General features: G+C 60.0%; 18 protein-coding genes. 9 read left to right on the top strand and 9 right to left on the bottom strand.

Annotated elements, in window-relative coordinates; translation table 11 throughout:
* Positions 1 to 44 precede the first annotated feature (44 nt).
* Entirely contained in the window at positions 45 to 329 is a 285-nt protein-coding gene (locus tag IE097_RS04310; RefSeq protein WP_189458915.1) for an acylphosphatase, read from the top strand.
* Positions 330 to 405: 76 nt separating this feature from the next.
* On the opposite strand, the gene IE097_RS04305 is transcribed toward IE097_RS04310, so the two are convergent.
* The gene (locus tag IE097_RS04305; protein ID WP_189458914.1) at positions 406 to 885 is read right to left on the bottom strand and encodes a WbuC family cupin fold metalloprotein; all 480 of its coding nucleotides are present in this window, start codon (positions 883 to 885) and stop codon (positions 406 to 408) included.
* A gap of 256 nt (positions 886 to 1,141) precedes the next feature.
* Here IE097_RS04305 and IE097_RS04300 point away from each other — a divergent pair, with 256 nt between their 5' ends.
* The 3 genes from IE097_RS04300 to IE097_RS04290 are packed head-to-tail and all read left to right on the top strand — an operon-like array spanning position 1,142 to position 3,206.
* Entirely contained in the window at positions 1,142 to 2,227 is a 1,086-nt protein-coding gene (locus IE097_RS04300; RefSeq protein WP_189458913.1) for a hypothetical protein, read from the top strand.
* A gap of 17 nt (positions 2,228 to 2,244) precedes the next feature.
* Positions 2,245 to 2,562: a (2Fe-2S) ferredoxin domain-containing protein gene (locus IE097_RS04295; protein WP_189458912.1), complete on the top strand. Its 318-nt coding sequence runs from the start codon at positions 2,245 to 2,247 to the stop codon at positions 2,560 to 2,562.
* A complete protein-coding gene (locus tag IE097_RS04290) occupies positions 2,559 to 3,206 on the top strand; it encodes an alpha/beta hydrolase (RefSeq protein ID WP_189458911.1) in 648 nt (215 codons plus the stop codon). Before IE097_RS04295 ends, IE097_RS04290 begins: the two co-directional genes overlap by 4 nt.
* Here the strand turns inward: IE097_RS04290 and IE097_RS04285 are convergent.
* Together IE097_RS04285 and IE097_RS04280 are read right to left on the bottom strand one after the other, a co-directional pair.
* Positions 3,203 to 4,606: a sensor histidine kinase gene (locus tag IE097_RS04285; protein WP_189458910.1), complete on the bottom strand. Its 1,404-nt coding sequence runs from the start codon at positions 4,604 to 4,606 to the stop codon at positions 3,203 to 3,205. The two genes, IE097_RS04290 and IE097_RS04285, sit on opposite strands and share 4 nt — an antisense overlap.
* A complete protein-coding gene (locus IE097_RS04280) occupies positions 4,593 to 5,270 on the bottom strand; it encodes a response regulator (RefSeq protein ID WP_189458909.1) in 678 nt (225 codons plus the stop codon). Before IE097_RS04280 ends, IE097_RS04285 begins: the two co-directional genes overlap by 14 nt.
* Positions 5,271 to 5,470: 200 nt before the next feature.
* On the opposite strand from IE097_RS04280, the gene IE097_RS04275 reads away from it, so the two are divergent.
* From IE097_RS04275 to IE097_RS04265, 3 genes are all read left to right on the top strand, one after another.
* A complete protein-coding gene (locus IE097_RS04275) occupies positions 5,471 to 6,565 on the top strand; it encodes an ABC transporter substrate-binding protein (protein WP_189458908.1) in 1,095 nt (364 codons plus the stop codon).
* A 74-nt stretch (positions 6,566 to 6,639) separates the two neighbouring features.
* The gene (locus IE097_RS04270; protein WP_189458907.1) at positions 6,640 to 8,388 is read left to right on the top strand and encodes an ABC transporter permease; all 1,749 of its coding nucleotides are present in this window, start codon (positions 6,640 to 6,642) and stop codon (positions 8,386 to 8,388) included.
* Positions 8,381 to 9,445, top strand: coding sequence for an ABC transporter ATP-binding protein (locus IE097_RS04265; RefSeq protein WP_189458906.1), 1,065 nt, complete (start codon positions 8,381 to 8,383; stop codon positions 9,443 to 9,445). The genes IE097_RS04270 and IE097_RS04265 overlap by 8 nt, the downstream gene beginning before the upstream one ends.
* Positions 9,446 to 10,755: 1,310 nt before the next feature.
* Here IE097_RS04265 and IE097_RS19585 read toward each other — a convergent pair.
* From IE097_RS19585 to IE097_RS04240, 5 genes are all read right to left on the bottom strand, one after another.
* The gene (locus tag IE097_RS19585; RefSeq protein WP_189458905.1) at positions 10,756 to 11,187 is read right to left on the bottom strand and encodes a DUF4260 domain-containing protein; all 432 of its coding nucleotides are present in this window, start codon (positions 11,185 to 11,187) and stop codon (positions 10,756 to 10,758) included.
* Positions 11,188 to 11,585: 398 nt separating this feature from the next.
* Positions 11,586 to 11,894, bottom strand: a complete 309-nt coding sequence (locus IE097_RS04255) for a hypothetical protein (RefSeq protein WP_189458904.1) — start codon at positions 11,892 to 11,894, stop codon at positions 11,586 to 11,588.
* A 54-nt stretch (positions 11,895 to 11,948) separates the two neighbouring features.
* The gene (locus IE097_RS04250; RefSeq protein ID WP_189458903.1) at positions 11,949 to 12,497 is read right to left on the bottom strand and encodes a hypothetical protein; all 549 of its coding nucleotides are present in this window, start codon (positions 12,495 to 12,497) and stop codon (positions 11,949 to 11,951) included.
* A 66-nt stretch (positions 12,498 to 12,563) separates the two neighbouring features.
* Positions 12,564 to 13,418, bottom strand: coding sequence for a GTPase family protein (locus tag IE097_RS04245; protein WP_189458902.1), 855 nt, complete (start codon positions 13,416 to 13,418; stop codon positions 12,564 to 12,566).
* 86 nt (positions 13,419 to 13,504) lie between these two features.
* Positions 13,505 to 13,912: a hypothetical protein gene (locus IE097_RS04240; protein WP_189458901.1), complete on the bottom strand. Its 408-nt coding sequence runs from the start codon at positions 13,910 to 13,912 to the stop codon at positions 13,505 to 13,507.
* 606 nt (positions 13,913 to 14,518) lie between these two features.
* Between IE097_RS04240 and IE097_RS04235 the strand changes: the two genes are divergently transcribed.
* A complete protein-coding gene (locus IE097_RS04235) occupies positions 14,519 to 15,052 on the top strand; it encodes a phospholipase D family nuclease (RefSeq protein WP_189458900.1) in 534 nt (177 codons plus the stop codon).
* 138 nt (positions 15,053 to 15,190) lie between these two features.
* Positions 15,191 to 15,850 carry an energy-coupling factor ABC transporter permease gene (locus tag IE097_RS04230; protein ID WP_189458899.1) on the top strand — a complete coding sequence of 220 codons (660 nt, stop codon included), beginning with the start codon at positions 15,191 to 15,193 and terminating at the stop codon, positions 15,848 to 15,850.
* On the opposite strand, the gene IE097_RS04225 is transcribed toward IE097_RS04230, so the two are convergent.
* Positions 15,847 to 16,410 (bottom strand): GNAT family N-acetyltransferase, encoded by a 564-nt coding sequence (locus IE097_RS04225; protein WP_189458898.1) that lies wholly within the window; start codon positions 16,408 to 16,410, stop codon positions 15,847 to 15,849. The two genes, IE097_RS04230 and IE097_RS04225, sit on opposite strands and share 4 nt — an antisense overlap.
* Positions 16,411 to 16,438 lie beyond the last annotated feature (28 nt).

Below are 16,438 nucleotides of genomic sequence, written 5' to 3'. Positions count from 1 at the left end.
CCGTGTGGCCGGTTTTGTTTTGCCTCATCAACGGAGGAAGCGGAATGAACGAGATCATCGCCAGACGGCTGCGCGTCCACGGCCGGGTACAGGGCGTCGGCTTCCGTTTCTACACAGTCCGCGAAGCGCTGGCCCGCAACCTGACCGGCTGGGTCCGCAACCGCACCGACGGAACGGTCGAAATCCAGGCGCAAGGGCGTCCCGGCGAGGTCGACGATTTCCAGCGCTGGGTGAGCCGTGGCCCCGAATCGGCCCGGGTCGACCGAGTTGAGGCGAACGACGCCAGCCCCGAAGCACTAACGGGTTTTTGCGAGCTCGATACGCTTTAGTTCGCTGAACGCAAACCGGTGACGGCTCCGGCGGGACCGGCGTTACCTGGCAGGTTGTCGAGCCCGCTGCCCAGCGTTAGCGGGGGAAGTGCGCGAGCATGCCGGCCAGAAAGGACTCGACCCCCGGCTCGCCTTCCGAGGGCGCCCATTCGGCCTTTTCCGCCGCGGTCAGCGCGGCATACGGGCCCGCCTTGCTCTCGAAGAACACCGAGCCGGCGTCCAGTGCGACCAGGCTGTGGAAAACGCCAGGCGCAACGTTGACCCCCACCGTCTCGCCGCCGGCGACGAGTTCGCGCGTCGCGGTCACCGCACCGGCTTCGTCGAACAGCAGCACGCCGACACGGCCGGCGAGCACGATCAGCGTTTCTTCCTTGTCCGCCGCCAGATGGCGATGCGGCTGGATGTAGGTTCCGGGCTCGAGCGCGTTGAGCAATCGATGACAGGCGTCGTCGTTGCCGGCGTGGAAATTGCGGTTCTTGCGCAAACGCGGACTCTGCGCCGCCTCGGACGCGAGTTCGCCCAGCAGGGCGCGATCGATGAATACCGGAGAGGTCATTTCGGAAACTCCAGATGAAAAAAAACCCGGAAACGTAAACGGTTCCGGGCCACCAACAACATCTACAAAGGAGAAACCATCAAGACGCAAATCTCGCATCCCAACAGAAGCTTGAATTTACCTCAGGGTCTGCCAGATTGTCAAATCAATTCAAGACCTTGCATATTCAGAAAGCATTAATCGTGCTAGGGTTACTCGCCCCTCGCCCGCCCCGGCGCGCACGGTATAATTGCGTTTTTGCTCCCTGGCCTGCCCCATGTACCTGCCCGATCCCCGCCTCTATCCCCGCGTCAATGCAAAGAATCCGGTCATCCGCAGCCTGATGGCCTTTCTGACCGCCAGCGAACCGGCAGATGCGCAGCAGAAGCGTCAGGCGCTGGACGAGGTCGTGCGCGAGTTGCTGCTGACCGGTGATCACTACGGCCTGAACGGCGCACTGACACAGGCACCAACGCAGGATGCGTACAAGGTGCTGTGGAAAACGCTGCGCGATGCAGTCGAACAGCCGGCAGCGGCCGGTACGCACGCGGTGCCGTTTGCGCTGCCGATCGTTTTCGTTGCCGGCCGCAAGGGCGATACCCGGCTGGCCGGGGAAGTCGATGCCGGTGCGATTCTGGCGCTGCTGCGCGAACACGGCGTCATCGCCGCAGATGCCGACGTCTGGCTTGGCAATGCGCTGATCGGCAGCGAACAGCTGGCCGCGGTCAACCCGACGCAACTGTCGCGCTGGCAGGACGGCATCACCGTCGCCGGTCCGCTGCCGGCCGAACTCGCACCGGCGCCGATCGCGTTCAAGGATGAAGGCGTGTTCGTCCGCTATCTGGTCGGCGTGGCCATCCAGCCTGCCGCTGCCGAACCGGTCATCCGCCTCGGCGGCGCCGTCGGCAGCTGGGGCATGCCGCTGGCGCAGCTGCTCAGCGATGCATTCAAGCAGACCGGCCTGACACTGTTCCCGATTCCGCGCGTCCCGCAAAGCTGGCTTGCCGCGCAGGAAGCCGGTCGCGTCACTGTGCTGGAGACCCGGTTGCAGGTTGCCGCAAGCAATGCCCTGCGCAGCATCCGCAGCAAGGGTCGCACGCCGGTCATCACGCTGGCCGCCCACGAGGGCGGCGAAATCCGCCTGACCTTTTCGAGCCGCGAGGATGCCGAACGCTGGGAGGGCTACGTCTGGCCGCTGGCGCCGCTCGACAGTGCGGAGCAGGTGCATGCCTTTGTCGAGGATCTGATGCGCGAGTGCCAGGTCGACGACGTGGTGGTGGTGGAAACGATCCAGCCCGATCTCGACACCGACGGCCTGCCGTTCTTCGTGACGGCACACAACCGCCCGGTCCAGCAGCAGTAAGCCCTTCAGGAGCGACGATGAGCTACTACAAGCACCACGTGTTTTTCTGTCTGAACCAGCGCGAACCGGGCGAGCGGCAGAGCTGCGCCAACTGCGGCTCCGTCGCCGCATGGGAACACGCCAAGAGCCGGATCAAGGCACTCAAGCTCGCCGGCCCCGGCGGCGTGCGCATCAACAAGGCCGGCTGTCTCGATCGTTGCGAAGAGGGACCGGTCATCGTCGTTTACCCCGAAGAAACCTGGTACACCTACATCGACGAGAGCGACATCGACGAAATCGTCGACGAACATCTGGTCGGCGGCCGTGTGGTCGAACGGCTGAGGCTGAAGGCATGAACGCACCGCGCAAAGCCCCCGCGTTCGAATTGCTCGAGATCGCCGGTCCGGCCGGCAAACTCGAATGCCTGCGGCTCGATTCGGCGCTCGACGCCGTGCGTGGCATCGCGCTCGTGGCGCACCCGAACCCGACCGAGGGCGGGACGTTCACCAACAAGATCGTCCACACGCTGGCCAAAACGCTGTCCCGTCTGGGTTACATCGCCTACTGTCCGAACCTGCGCGGCGTCGGCAACTCGGAAGGCGAGCACAGCCGTGGCCAGCACGAGCCCGACGACATGGCCGCAGTGCTGGCCTTCGCGCGTGCGGCACATCCGGACGCCGGCAAGCTGGTACTCGCCGGTTTCTCGTTCGGCACCTACGTACAGGCGCAGCTAAGGCAAAGGCTGGGGGATGACGATGTCGACGGCATGATCCTCGTCGGTCCGGCCACCAGCCGCTACGCCGACTACCCGGCCGTACCGGCCGACACGCTGGTCATCCACGGCGAAGAGGACGAGGTCGTACCGCTCGCGAGCGTGTTCGACTGGGCCCGGCCGCAGCAACTGCCGGTCATCGTCGTGCCCGGCGTCGGCCACTTCTTCCACGGCCGGCTGATGCAATTGGGCGAGATCGTCGACCGACAGTGGCGGCTGCGCGGCTAGGACGAGGAAGGCGCGACGCGCTCGACCGGAAAATCGACCGTCACCGTCAGACCGCCGCCCGGCGTGTGCGAGAGCGCAATCAGCGCATCGTGCAGCCGGGCGATTTCATGCACGATACCCAGCCCCAGTCCGCTGCCTTCGACCTGCGTGCCGGAAATCCGGTAGAAGCGCCGGAACACCTTGTCGCGTTCCTCCTCCGGAATGCCAGGGCCGTTGTCGATCACCTGCAGCCGCGCATGCCCGTCGACCGGCATGCTGCGCACCGTCACCATCCTGCCCGGCCCGGCATAGCGGATCGCGTTGTCGATCAGGTTGCCGACCAGCTCCTGCAGCAGCTCGGGCCGTCCCGACAGCCTGGCGGGCTCCCCGCCTTCAAAGCCGAGATCGACCCCGCTGCGGCGTGCCACCGGTGCCCAGTCGAGCGCCACGTCACGCGCCACGGCGGTCAGGTCGACGTCGCTGTAGGTCACGACGAGGAAGTGGTCCGGTGCCAGCCGCGACAACGACAGCAACTGCTTCACGCCGCGTGACGCATGCCGGACGGTGTCGAGCGTTTCGGCCATCTGTCGCTTCACCGTCGGCAGGTCGTCCTCGCGCAGCGCCAGTTCGACCTTGGCCTGCAGCACCGCCAGCGGGGTCTTCAGCTGGTGCGCCGCATCGGCAAAAAAGCGCCCTCGATCGTTGAGGATGCGCTCGATCCGCGCGATGTACTGGTTCATGGCCTCGACCAGCGGCTTGAGCTCGGACGGCAGCTCGGTCGCATCGAGCGGCTGCAGGTCGTCGGCGTCCTTGTCCTTCACCTTGTTCGAGAGGCGCCGCAACGGCCGCAGGCCGACGCTGACCGCGATCAGCACGATGCCCAGCGACAGCGCGACCAGCAGCAGGTCCTGAATGATGGCGCCGATCAGGATCTGCCGTGCCAGCTCTCGCCGCGATTCGGGCGTTTCGCCGGTCAGCACCCAGACCGTGCGCGTCTGCGCCGTGGCCACGTCGTGGACACGCTGGCGCGTCGCGGCGATGCGGATCGTGTCGCCCTGATAGTCGGCGTCGTAGAACAGCGGCTTGTAGTAGGCCTGATCGCGGCGCCGCGGCAGCGGCAGGTCCTTGTAACCGGTCAGCTCGGCGCCGCCCTCCTCGACCACGCGGTAATAGACACGGCCGGCCGCGTTGGATTCGAACATCTCCAGCGCCAGATACGGGATGTCGACGACGATCTGGCCGTTCTGGATCGAGATGCCCTCGACCATCGCCTTGTTCGACGTGAACAGGCTGCGGTCGAACGCCGCATCAGCCGACTGCCGGGCGCGGTGATAGGTCAGCACCGCGTCGATGCTGAGCAGGCCGAGCAGCGGCACCAGCAGGCAGACGGTCAGGTAGCGCCGCAGGCTACGCGGCCGCATCGCGCGTTTCCAGCAGGTAGCCGAGGCCGCGCAGCGTGACGATGGCGACACCGCTGCCGTCGAGTTTCTTGCGCAGCCGGTGGACGTAGATCTCGATCGCGTCGGGGCTGCTCGACTCGTCGAGGCCGAAGATCTTCTCCGACAGCGCATCCTTGCTCACGGCCTTGCCGCCGCGCATCAGCAGCACCTCAAGCACCGCGTGCTCGCGCGGCGTCAAGCTCAGCGGCCCGGCCGGCAGGCTGAACACGCGGCTGACGCTGTCGTAGCTCAGCGGCCCGAAGGTCAGCTCGGCGCTGTCGAAACCGTGGCTGCGGCGGATCAGCGCCCTAGCCCGCGCTTCGAGCTCGGTCAGGTCGCACGGCTTGGTCAGGTAGTCATCGGCGCCAAGGTCGAGGCCCTTGACGCGTTCGTCGATCGATCCGTGTGCGGTCAGGATCAGCACCGGCACCTTGTTGCGCCGTTGCCGCAGCCGGCGCAACACTTCGAGACCGTCGAGTTTGGGCAGGCCCAGGTCGAGGATCACCAGCGCGTAATCCTCGGTGCGCAACACCTGGTCGGCATCGGCACCGTTGTGCATGCAATCGACGGCAAACCCGCACTGGTTCAGGGCGCGGGTCAGCGAATCGGCGAGTGAAAGGTTGTCTTCTACGAGGAGCAAACGCATGGTGGTCGCGGTAAATCCCTGATCAATTCCAGTATCGGCAGCAGGCCCGATGCGCACCATCAGGGATCGCCGCAACGACAGATCGCATCGAATTGGTGCCTGGAAAGCAAATTGAAAGCGCTGCGCGCATAGGATCGTTTCACACGGATGAAACATGTCCGAGACATCCGAGCCTAAACGGCCAGATTCTGGAGATCGATATGAAGCGCTTTACCCGTTTTGCCCTGGCCGTGGCCAGCTGTTCCGTCGCCGGTCTGGCTGCCGCAAGCACACCGGCCGGTTATCCGAGCAATTATGCGTCGATTGTCGGTGCCGCCCAGAAAGAGGGCAAGGTGATCGTCTATTCGACCACCGACAGCGCCGCGGTCAAACCGCTGATCAAGGACTTCGAGTCGCTGTATCCGGGTGTCAAGGTCGAATACAACGACATGAACAGCACCGAGCTGTACAACCGCTTCATCTCGGAAAGCGCTGCCGGCGGCACCACCGCCGACCTGCTGTGGTCATCGGCGATGGACCTGCAGATCAAGCTCGTCAACGACGGCTTCATCGCCAGCTACGCGTCGCCCGAAACCGCCAACATGCCGGCGTGGTCGACCTACCAGAACCAGGCCTACGGCACGACGTTCGAACCGATCACCATCGTCTACAACAAGCGCCTGCTCAAGCCCGAAGAAATCCCGCAAAGCCACGCCGACCTCGTGCGCATCCTCAAGGCCAACCCGGACAAGTTCAAGGGCAAGGTCACCACCTACGATATCGAGAAGTCCGGCGTCGGCTTCAGCTACCTGACCCAGGACGTGCGCGTCGGCGGCAACGCGATCTGGGACATGGTCAAGACCATGGGCAGCACCGGCCTGAAACTGCAATCGTCGACCGGCGCGATGATGGAGCGGATCTCCTCAGGCGAGAACCTGATCGGCTACAACATCATCGGCTCGTACGCCTTCACCAAGGCCAAGAAGGACCCGTCGATCGGCTACGTCTACCCGAAGGACTACACGCTGGTGATGAGCCGCCTGGCGACGATCACCAAGGCCGGCAAGAACCCCAACGCCGCCAAGCTGTGGCTCGACTACCTGCTGTCCAAGCGCGGCCAGACCGTGCTCGCCAACGATGCGGACCTGTTCTCGATCCGCAGCGACGTGGCCGGCGAAACCTCGATGGCCGGCCTGACCAAACAGCTGGGCAACAGCCTCAAGCCGATCCAGGTCGGCACTGGCCTGCTGGTCTACCTCGACCAGGCCAAACGGCTTGAATTCCTCAAGCAATGGCAGCAGGCAATCAAGAAGTAAGCACGACCCGCTGATCCTCCCTCCCGCATGACATTGCGCCGCGGCCTTCCGGTCGCGGACGCTGGAGTATTGCCATGAGTTCGACTACTTCAATGCAGGTACCGCTGCCGGCCTCGACCGGCGGGGGTGGCGGCGGCGAATGGCGTGCCTATGCCGGCCTCGGCCGCTGGCTGACGATCGCGATTGCGGTCACGGTCGTCGCACTGCCGCTGTCGCTGATCCTGTTCCAGAGCTTTCTGAGCGCACCGTTCTTCATGCCGAACAAGACGGTGTCGCTGGAGGCCTACCGCTTCGTCTTCGACGACCCCGATTTCTGGTCGTCGCTGAAGAACACCTGCGCCATCGCCTTCGGCATGCTGTTCATCGCCGTACCGATGGGCGGCGTGCTGGCCTTCCTGATGGCGCGGACCGATCTGCCCGGCCGGCGCTGGCTCGAACCGCTGCTGCTGACGCCGGTGTTCGTGTCGCCGATGGTGCTCGGTTTCGGCTACGTCGTCGCTGCCGGCCCGGTCGGTTTCTATTCGTCGTGGTGGATGTCGCTGTTCGGCACCGACGCGGCACCGTGGAACATCTATTCGCTGTGGGCCATCACCTTGATCGCCGGCCTGACCCACGTCCCGCACGTCTACCTGTACGCATCGTCGTCGCTGCGCAACCTCGGCTCGGACGTCGAGGAAGCCGCACGCGTCTCCGGTGCCAGCCCGTTCCGCGTCGCCCGTGACGTCAGCCTGCCGATGGTGATGCCGTCCCTGCTGTTCGCCGGCGTGCTGGTGTTCTTCCTCGGCTTCGAGGTCTTCGGCCTGCCGCTGGTACTGGGCGATCCGGAAGGCCATCTGGTACTCACCACCTATCTGTACAAGTTGACCAACAAGCTCGGCATTCCGTCCTACCACCTGATGGCGGCCGTTGCGGTGCTGATCATCCTCGTCACCTTCCCGCTGGTGCTGCTGCAGCGCCGCCTGCTGCGCAACGCCGGCCGCTACATCGCCGTCAAGGGCAAGGCCGCCCGCCAGCACGCGCTGCCGCTCGGTGCATGGCGCTGGGTGGCGCTGGCGATCGTCGCACTGTGGCTGATCGTGACCGTGTTCGTGCCGCTGTCGGGGATCACGCTGCGCGCCTTCGTCAGTCACTGGGGCCAGGGAGTGCCGCTGACCGAGGTGTTCACGCTGTCCAACTTCACCGACCTGTTCGAGAACGACAGTCTGGTCCGCGCCATCATCAACAGCTTCGGTGTCGGCATTCTCGGCGGCGCCATGGCCGTGGCCTGCTACACCGCCGTCGGTTTTGCCGGCCACCGCCGCAACGACTGGGGCAGCAAGCTGATGGATTACCTGGTGCTGGTGCCGCGCGCCGTACCGGGCCTGCTCGCCGGTCTGGCCTTCCTGTGGGTGTTCCTGTTCGTGCCGGGGCTGAAGGAGTTCAAGAACTCGATGTTCTCGATCTGGCTGGCCTACATGGTCGTGTGGATGGCCTACGGCATGCGGCTGATCCAGGGCGCACTGATGCAGGTCGGCCCGGAACTCGAGGAAGCCGCGCGCAGCGTCGGCGCCACCAAGGGCCAGACCAGCCGCTATGTCACCCTGCCGCTGATCAAATCCGGGCTGCTGGCCAGCTGGCTGCTGGTGTTCATGATCTTTGAACGCGAATACTCGACCGGCGTGTATCTGCTGTCGCCGGGCACCGAAGTCATCGGCGCACTGATGGTGTCGCTGTGGGCCACCGGCGCAGTCGATCAGGTTGCCGCCCTTTCCGTCATCAACATCCTCATGGTCGGCGCCGGTCTGGCTGTCGCCCTGCGTTTCGGAGTGAAACTTCATGACTAAGCTCATCGTTGAAGACCTGCACCTCAGCTACGACGCCACCCAGATCCTCAAGGGCGTGTCGTTCCACCTGAAGGCAGGCGAAGTCGTCTCGCTGCTCGGCGCCTCGGGCAGCGGCAAGACCACGCTGCTGCGTGCCGTCGCCGGGCTGGAACAACCGTCAAGCGGACAGATCCTGCTCGATGGCAAGGCGCTGTATGACGGCGCCAAGAACGTCAACCTGCCGGTCGAACAGCGCTCGCTGGGCCTCGTATTCCAGTCGTACGCGCTGTGGCCGCACCGGACCGTGTTCGACAACGTCGGCTACGGTCTGTCGCTGCGCAAGGTGCCGCAGGCGGAGATCAAGCAACGCGTGCAGAAGGCACTCGACCAGCTCGGCCTCGGTCATCTGGCCGAACGCTTCCCGTTCCAGCTCTCCGGCGGCCAGCAGCAGCGTGTCGCGATTGCCCGCGCGCTGGTCTACAACCCGCCGGTCATCCTGCTCGACGAACCGCTGTCCAACCTCGACGCCAAGCTGCGCGAGGAAGCCCGTGCCTGGCTGCGCGAGCTGATCGTCTCGCTCAACCTGTCGGCACTGTGCGTGACCCACGACCAGACCGAAGCGATGGCGATGTCCGACCGCATCCTCCTGCTCAAGAACGGCAAGATCGAGCAGGAAGGCACGCCGGCGGAGCTGTATGCCGCACCGAAGTCGCTGTACACCGCCGAATTCATGGGCAGCAACAACAAGCTCAGCGCCAAGGTCGTCTCGGTCGAGGGCGAGCAGGTCAAGCTCGCCGGCGACGGCTGGGAGCTCAACGGCCTCGCCCGCGACTGGCTCACCGCCGGCAACGACGCACAGGCCGTGATCCGGCTCGAACGCGTCCGCGTCGTCGACGGCCCGGGCGACAACCGGATCAAGGCCAAGCTGATCACCGCCATGTACCTCGGCGATCGCTGGGAATACCTGTTCCACCAGGGCGGACTGCGCTTCCGCGCCTATGGCGGCGAACCGCGCGATGCCGGCGATTACTGGGTCGAATTCCCGGCCAACGATTGCTGGGTGTTTGCGGCCGCCTGACCGGCCTGCATGTTTCCGGGTTTGCGGCGGGCTGGTCCCGCCGTTTTTTTTGTCTGCGAAAGAGCGCCTCACCGCTGCGCCGGTGACGACGCCGCGCTCAGGCTAGCCATTGCAGAATCGTGCAATCCATACCTGCAATTTTCTACATTTCTTCATTGGTGGCTTTGCTCTCCATGCTGTTCCGTTGCACAGAAACCAGTTTTCCGCTCCCGAAACACCATGTTCTGAAGCAATGATGTCCACTTGAGTACATTCAGCACTCCTGAAATGAATGGCTATAGCGCCCATGGATTGTGAGGAGCCGATGTTTGAAGTAACGGGCCGGCGTTAGCCGGTCCCGGTTGACTGAAGTGTTAGGCGTATTAGCAGTTGAATGCCAAGACGCCGAAGAGCCTAGTTGGTAAGCTTCGCATGAGCTGCTCTCATGAGCGCCTTCGTGTATAGGTGATGAAATCCATATAAAGCATGGAATGCGAAGCCGAAAGACGCCTTGCCTGCGGCAGACTTTGACTTCGGCACCACAGCAGAACCAAAGTACAGCCGGGTAGATGATGGCCCCACTTCTGCCATTAGCCACGACCTTGTTCGGCCGAGGAAGTCACAAAGAAGCAGCTGGTTGCTTGAGCGGTCTTCAACACTCCACGCAGCGAAGCTTGATTCGCGCCCCTGCGCAAGGTTGTGGGCGGCCACATCGGATGATGTGTTTACCTGCGGCCAGGGCCAGAATCTTGCGCTCGACTTTGAATAGCGATGTTGTATAGAACGTCGAGATGTACTCGGACATTGCTATGTGGCGAGGCATGTCCATGTAATAGCAGTCCGTATATGAACCATCACGCTTGTAGCGTTGCAGTAGGGCTCTTTCTGGTAACTCGCATGCGATGATGATTGTCATATTCATTCGTTTTTTTAAGAGTCCTAACGTTTGAAGTAACGAGCTGGCGTTAGCCGGTCCCGCTTGAATGAAGTGTTAGGCAACCGCATTCGAAAATCGCCAAGTAACCCAGAAAAACGAAGCCAGAGTCAATAGTGTTGCAACAGCAGCAATTTGCCAAAGTGCAGACGTTGCATGGCGTCTGAGAAGGTGAAGAGCAGCCCAGCCAACCAATGCTGAAATTAGCAGCACAATGGGGACTGTTAGCTCGCTCCACTCTCCGCGATGGTCATTGGGTAAATTGGTAATTCCGAACATAGCGACAATGCTGCTTAGGACGGCCCCAAACAAATACGATGCGAAGACTATGAGTAGCCAACCAAAGATCCTCGCGTAATTGTGTATGAGCATGATTTTGTGGCGCCTAACGTTTTAACTAACGGGCGGGCGTTAGCCCGTCCTGGTTGAGTGAAGTGTTAGATGCCTTTCGCTGGAGCCGACCAACGAGCCCCAGATGAGTAAACGAAAACCCTTTTGAATATTTGAGTCCATAGCCGAGCGCACGATCAAACCCGATATGTGCACACCAGATTAAACCTGCTGTAATAAGAGGTTGAATGGCGCCAAACGCGCCCGCGAAAAGGCAGGCTATTGGACCAAGGTACGAGTGCGCCATGTTGTAGGTAACGGCCCCGGTTTTAGAGCCAACAACGTAACCGAGAAGTGATAGATCAGGAATAAGAAAACAGGCGACAAACAAGCCCCAGCCTGCACCGAATTTAGAATAGCAAATAAGAGCCATTGCTAAAACGCTTAGCCCTTCAAGCCTGAGTACGATCCGTACGATTCCGTTTGTTGCGCCAGACATATGCAACCTTTGATATCTAACGTTTGAATTAACCGGCGGGCGATAGCCCGTCCGGGTTGAATGAAGTGTTAGGTGTGAATACACTTAGGTCGATAGATGTCCTACAGCGCCGCCGACTCCAATAGCCCATGTTGTTTCAAAAATTGAGCTTAAGAAAACACGAGTACGAGCAGTTAATGTTTTAGCCATAGACACCCCCTTAATGTTGTTTTGATCCGATGAAATCAAATTGATACTAATGTAACGCAACAAAACCAGCAGAAGGGCTACAGAGCCAACAAGCACCACAGGGATTGCCAGTCCCCCATCTACCACCCCTATCGGCCTAAATGCACTCCCTAAACACCTAACGTTTGAATTAAGGGGCCGGCGTTAGCCGGTCCCGCTTGAATGAAGTGTTAGGCCTTTGGCTCTTTAAAAGCCAATTCAATTGGCATAAATTTTGAGTACAGCCACAAGCCGAAAACACACATGGCACCAACGAAAGCGGTGAACAAAAATGCCACGAAGAGACCAACAAAGGGTGAGGCAAGAAGCCCCGTAATGCCGGTAAGTGATTGGCCATTCCAATGCACAGTAGATGCGCCAAAAAAAGCAAAAACCCCCATGAGCACACTAAAGGGAATGAAAGAGAAAACAACTCCAATTGCAAGTAGTTTGAATACAGAGCCGACAGATAGACGTTGAATGGAGATTTTTTGGAACATAGTAATTCGCATGAGATCCAGTAAAAGCCTAACGTTTGAGATAACGGGCCGGCTTTAGCCGGTCCCGGTTGAGCGAAGTGTTAGGTCTTGCTCAAGAGGGAGCCAATGCTCTTCGCCACATACTGTCGTGCTTGAGCGCAGGCTTACTAAACCTCCTCCCTTAATGCTAAGAACCTCTTGAGTAGGAATATGGAGATACCATAACTCCTCTTCAGAATCGTACGGTGTAGTGCGAAGTTGCCCGCCACCTTCAAATAGAAACGTAGTTGCACCGGACGCCGAAGCAATCTCTACTTGTATTAATTTCAGACTATCCAGGCGTTCTACGGCTTGATGAATTTCTATATCAGTGCTTTCTGAGTGAGCGAGAATTTGGTCAAATTCTTCGTATATCCAGTTGCAGCAATATATACAGAGATGCCACTGGCCACTCACGGTTATTTTTCTGCGTTGTAAAGATTCATATTTCGCAGTAGGTATGCCTTCTCTAACCATTAGTTGTGGTGCGCCAAATTCGGCCGTGATGAAGGAGCCGTGGCCGTGTCGAGCTCCCCGGCAAGGCTTGTCAACTAACTGTTCGAGTATTGTTGCTACGTCAGACATGGTGGGACCTAACGTTGAAATTAACCGGCGGGCGTTAGCCCGTCCGGGTTGAATGAAGTGTTAGGCTTAAAACCAGCTTTTGATCCACTTGCCTACAGTAGCAAGTATTTTTGGGGCAGAAGCAATAATCACATCTGCGACCTTTTCTTTTACCGCATCAAAAGCTTCTCCCGCTAAGTCTTTTACTGAATCCCATATGCCTTTTTCAGCGCTTTTTCTTGCCTCTTCGCTTACGTTTTCTTGTTTTGCTTCGCGCGTGAATGAGTACTTTTTTTCGTTTGGGAGGGCCTCCACAACGAGATCAACAAGCTCTTTGAGATTGTATGCTTTTCCTTTTTTTGATGAGGCGGCTACAGAGATTATCTGCTTTGCAGTAACGCCAAAGCGCCGGGAAACATCATTTTCCTTAATGGCAATATTTCCAATTTGGGTGCCGCCTGGTTTGTATTCTTGATGATTCCAATCATCGGTGTCATTGGTTTTATCTGTTTGTGTTATGACAAATAAAACTGGTGGTACTGTTTCATTTGATGAAAATACCTCTTGGTATGAATCTAGTGCCGACGCATAGTTTCTATCGTCGGCTTTAATTGCCCAAAGGACTAAATCAAGCTCAGGAGCTAGACTCTTGTATAGCGAGGTGTATTCTTTTTGATGATTTGGATCTTCGCCAATGCCGGGAACATCAACAAGAATTATTCCACCATTTTCTGAACCGAGTAAAATTTCCTGTGGTTCACGTGTGCAAGCTTCGACGTCGCTTATTTTTGCAACATCTTTACCAAACAAAGCATTACATAGGCTTGATTTTCCAACCCCGGAATTGCCAAAAACGCCAACCCGTGGAGTGTAAGCGCGTATTTTATTTATCTTCTCACCAATTTCTTTGATCAATTGTTCGTGAGTAATCTGTTGTTCCATAGCATTTCTCCAATGCAGGAAAGTAAGTGTGAACCTAACGTTTGAAGTAACGGGCCGGCTTTAGCCGGTCCCGGTTGACTGAAGTGTTAGATGGCGTGATTTGCCGTGATTCTTCCACCAAAAATTCGGACAATTTCCTCAGTCGCGTCAATGCCGCCACTTGGGCACGCAAGCTGTAATAAAGTAATTTTCCCGGAGCTATGATCGATAAACTTTAACTCCCTGAGTTCAATGTCAGCATTGATGAATGCATCAACCCAAGAGCCAAAATCCCAAGGGGCCTCTACATTTGGGTTGAATTTCCATCGTTCTAGCCAGTAGTCAGACTCAACTTTGGTGTGAATGAATTTGGTATTGTAAAGCTCGCCGAGCACTTCTTTAAGGGCGACCTCATCTATTGTGCCCTTAAGCTTACCCTCGGCAATGAGATTAAAAACCGCAGCCATCGCTAAGGTTTGATCATCTCTTATTCCGGTGAACTCGATCGATGCCATGTCGTGCCATCTAACGTGGTGTATGCACCATGGTGCATAAAAAAATATCGCGACAACTGTCGGATAGCACGGCCGACAGTCGGCACTCCGGGTGTTTTTGCGGTACGCAACGTTCCTTATCCTCCAGCTGGGAAGCGCGCTGCAGGGAGGTAGGTCATGTATTTGGACATGTCGGATAACACCGAAAACACACCAAGAACTCGCTTGCTTGCATAGGTAAGGGATTGCCTGCGCTACCGTCACTACAGCCAGCGCACCGAGAAAGCTTACATCCACTGAATGAAATACTCTATCAGGTTTAACAGATTGCGCCATCCACAGGAAATGAGGTGACAGTCGCGGATGTGTTTTCCGGCTTGTCCGGCCATGGCGCACGATCTGCCAGCCTCAATGCAGAACTTTCCGTACAAGATCGTTTTCACGGTTGATTTTGCCTGCCTGCAACCGTCAAGGCCGGACGTAGGACTGCACCGCCTCGAAGCGCACCTTGGCACCGGTAGCCCGACGACGCTCGCGTCCGGCCGGTGAAGCGTTAATTGTGGCACCCTACCGCGGCGCACGCCGGACAGGCGTATCGTTGCCGGATCAGACCGGAGCATCATCGCAATGAAATCTCCCCTTTGGTTCCGTCCCCTCGCCCTTGCAACGCTTCTGGGCCTTCCTGCCCTGTCGCCGGCGGCGCCTGGCGTCGAGGTCGGCTTTTCACCCGAAGGCTCTGCACAGGCGATGGTGCTCCAGCTCATCGGCAGCGCGAACGCGAGCATCCGGATGATGGCCTACAGCTTCACCGCACCGGACATCATGCAGGCGCTCGTCGCCGCACAGGCGCGCGGCGTCGACGTCCGGGTCGTCGTCGACAAGAAACGCAACCAGGGCAAGGCCAGCCAGTCGGCGATGCAGTACGTCACCGGGCACGGCGTGCAGTTGCGGGTCGACGATCACTACAACATCCAGCACGACAAGGTGATCATCGTCGACGGCAAGACGGTGGAAACCGGCTCGTTCAATTACGCGCCATCGGCCGAGACCGAGAATTCCGAGAACGTCGTCGTCCTGCGCGACATGCCCGACATCACCCGGCAGTACATGGCGCACTGGCAGTCGCGCTGGGACCTCGGCGTGCCCTACGCGCCGCACTAGGGCACGGCCGGCGCCAGTCGCACGCGCAGGACGTCACCACGGCGCGCGCCCCCATCCGCGCAACGCGGGCCGTCTGGCGGCTGCAAGTGACTGGCGGCTGCACTAAGATGCCGGCTGTCGCCTTGCTCCCGTTCCGGCATGAATTTCGTTTCCTCGCAATTTCCGCTCTGGCTGCTCGCCCTGTCGTGGATGGCGGCCGTTTTGCTGCTGCTTCGTGCAGCACTGCGGGTCCCCTGGTTTGCGCTGTCGCAGTCGGCCATCACCGGCTGGCTGGGCGCCACCGTCGCCGCACTGCTGTTCTGGCAGATGAAGGCCAACATCCAGCCCGGACTGAGCTTCCACCTGATCGGCGCCACCGCGCTGACCCTGATCGCCGGGCGGGACCGCGCGCTGCTCGGCCTCGCCGCCGCGCTGGCCATCGACACCGGCTTCGGCCACGCCGACTGGGGCGCGTTCGGCCTGTCGTGGCTGATCACTGCCGCGCTGCCCTGCCTGCTGACGCAGGCCCTGTTGCGGCTGGCGCAGACAAGGCTGCCGCTGAACTACTTCGTCTACATCTTCCTCAACGCCTTTGCCGCCGCGGCGCTGTCGATGTGGCTGGTCGGGCTACTGACTTGCGGCCTGCTGGCAACGTTCGGCCCGTACACGTTCGACTTCCTGCTGACCGAGCAACTGCCGTACTACTTCCTGATGGGCTGGCCCGAAGCGTTCACCACCGGCACCAATCTGGCGCTGCTGGTGATCTACCGGCCGCAGTGGGTCGTGACCTTCGACGACGCCAAGTATCTGGCGGACTAACGCCCGGTACCGCGCCACTCGCGGTGCAGCAGCGCGTAGTCAGCCAGGTCGAGGAAGCGGCCGTCCTTGAACTCGCACTCGCGCCGTGTGCCTTCGTGCACGAAACCCAAGTCGACCAGCAGGCTGCTGCTGCGGATGTTTTCCGGTTCGACCTCCGCGGCAATCCGGTGCAGCGCCAGTGCGCCGAAGCCGTAGTCGAGCATTGCGGGCAGGCATTCGCGCATTACCGCGCGCCCCCAGAACTCGGGCAGCAACCAGTAGCCGATGTCGGCGTGACGATGATCGTGATCCCGGTCGTTGAACCCGCAGGCGCCCAGCAGAGTCGCTGGTGCATTGGCATCACCAATCGCCCACCAGATGCCGCGCTGCTCGACAACCAATTGCCGGAACCAGTCCATCTGCTGCTGCGTGTCGTCGCGCGTTGCGTACGACACGCCGTAATGCGCGATCACCTGCGGGTGCGACAAGCCGCGGAACACCGCGTCAATGTCGGACTGGACGAACTCGCGCAGCACGAAGCGAGCAGTCGCTAGCTCGGGGAAGTCGCTGTGGTTGGACATGGGCGGAACCGGAAGGATGCAACCGGAA

The sequence above is a fragment of the Jeongeupia chitinilytica genome, from assembly GCF_014652315.1.
Classification (GTDB): domain Bacteria; phylum Pseudomonadota; class Gammaproteobacteria; order Burkholderiales; family Chitinibacteraceae; genus Jeongeupia; species Jeongeupia chitinilytica.
This window is presented reverse-complemented; position numbering and strand designations above follow the sequence as displayed.

What these genes read in the sequence shown, in the direction of transcription:
- IE097_RS04310 (WP_189458915.1), top strand. Translation starts at nt 45, where the DNA reads ATGAACGAGATCATCGCCAGACGGCTGCGCGTCCACGGCCGGGTACAG.
- IE097_RS04305 (WP_189458914.1), bottom strand. Translation starts at nt 885, where the DNA reads ATGACCTCTCCGGTATTCATCGATCGCGCCCTGCTGGGCGAACTCGCG.
- IE097_RS04300 (WP_189458913.1), top strand. Translation starts at nt 1,142, where the DNA reads ATGTACCTGCCCGATCCCCGCCTCTATCCCCGCGTCAATGCAAAGAAT.
- IE097_RS04295 (WP_189458912.1), top strand. Translation starts at nt 2,245, where the DNA reads ATGAGCTACTACAAGCACCACGTGTTTTTCTGTCTGAACCAGCGCGAA.
- IE097_RS04290 (WP_189458911.1), top strand. Translation starts at nt 2,559, where the DNA reads ATGAACGCACCGCGCAAAGCCCCCGCGTTCGAATTGCTCGAGATCGCC.
- IE097_RS04285 (WP_189458910.1), bottom strand. Translation starts at nt 4,606, where the DNA reads ATGCGGCCGCGTAGCCTGCGGCGCTACCTGACCGTCTGCCTGCTGGTG.
- IE097_RS04280 (WP_189458909.1), bottom strand. Translation starts at nt 5,270, where the DNA reads ATGCGTTTGCTCCTCGTAGAAGACAACCTTTCACTCGCCGATTCGCTG.
- IE097_RS04275 (WP_189458908.1), top strand. Translation starts at nt 5,471, where the DNA reads ATGAAGCGCTTTACCCGTTTTGCCCTGGCCGTGGCCAGCTGTTCCGTC.
- IE097_RS04270 (WP_189458907.1), top strand. Translation starts at nt 6,640, where the DNA reads ATGAGTTCGACTACTTCAATGCAGGTACCGCTGCCGGCCTCGACCGGC.
- IE097_RS04265 (WP_189458906.1), top strand. Translation starts at nt 8,381, where the DNA reads ATGACTAAGCTCATCGTTGAAGACCTGCACCTCAGCTACGACGCCACC.
- IE097_RS19585 (WP_189458905.1), bottom strand. Translation starts at nt 11,187, where the DNA reads ATGTCTGGCGCAACAAACGGAATCGTACGGATCGTACTCAGGCTTGAA.
- IE097_RS04255 (WP_189458904.1), bottom strand. Translation starts at nt 11,894, where the DNA reads ATGTTCCAAAAAATCTCCATTCAACGTCTATCTGTCGGCTCTGTATTC.
- IE097_RS04250 (WP_189458903.1), bottom strand. Translation starts at nt 12,497, where the DNA reads ATGTCTGACGTAGCAACAATACTCGAACAGTTAGTTGACAAGCCTTGC.
- IE097_RS04245 (WP_189458902.1), bottom strand. Translation starts at nt 13,418, where the DNA reads ATGGAACAACAGATTACTCACGAACAATTGATCAAAGAAATTGGTGAG.
- IE097_RS04240 (WP_189458901.1), bottom strand. Translation starts at nt 13,912, where the DNA reads ATGGCATCGATCGAGTTCACCGGAATAAGAGATGATCAAACCTTAGCG.
- IE097_RS04235 (WP_189458900.1), top strand. Translation starts at nt 14,519, where the DNA reads ATGAAATCTCCCCTTTGGTTCCGTCCCCTCGCCCTTGCAACGCTTCTG.
- IE097_RS04230 (WP_189458899.1), top strand. Translation starts at nt 15,191, where the DNA reads ATGAATTTCGTTTCCTCGCAATTTCCGCTCTGGCTGCTCGCCCTGTCG.
- IE097_RS04225 (WP_189458898.1), bottom strand. Translation starts at nt 16,410, where the DNA reads ATGTCCAACCACAGCGACTTCCCCGAGCTAGCGACTGCTCGCTTCGTG.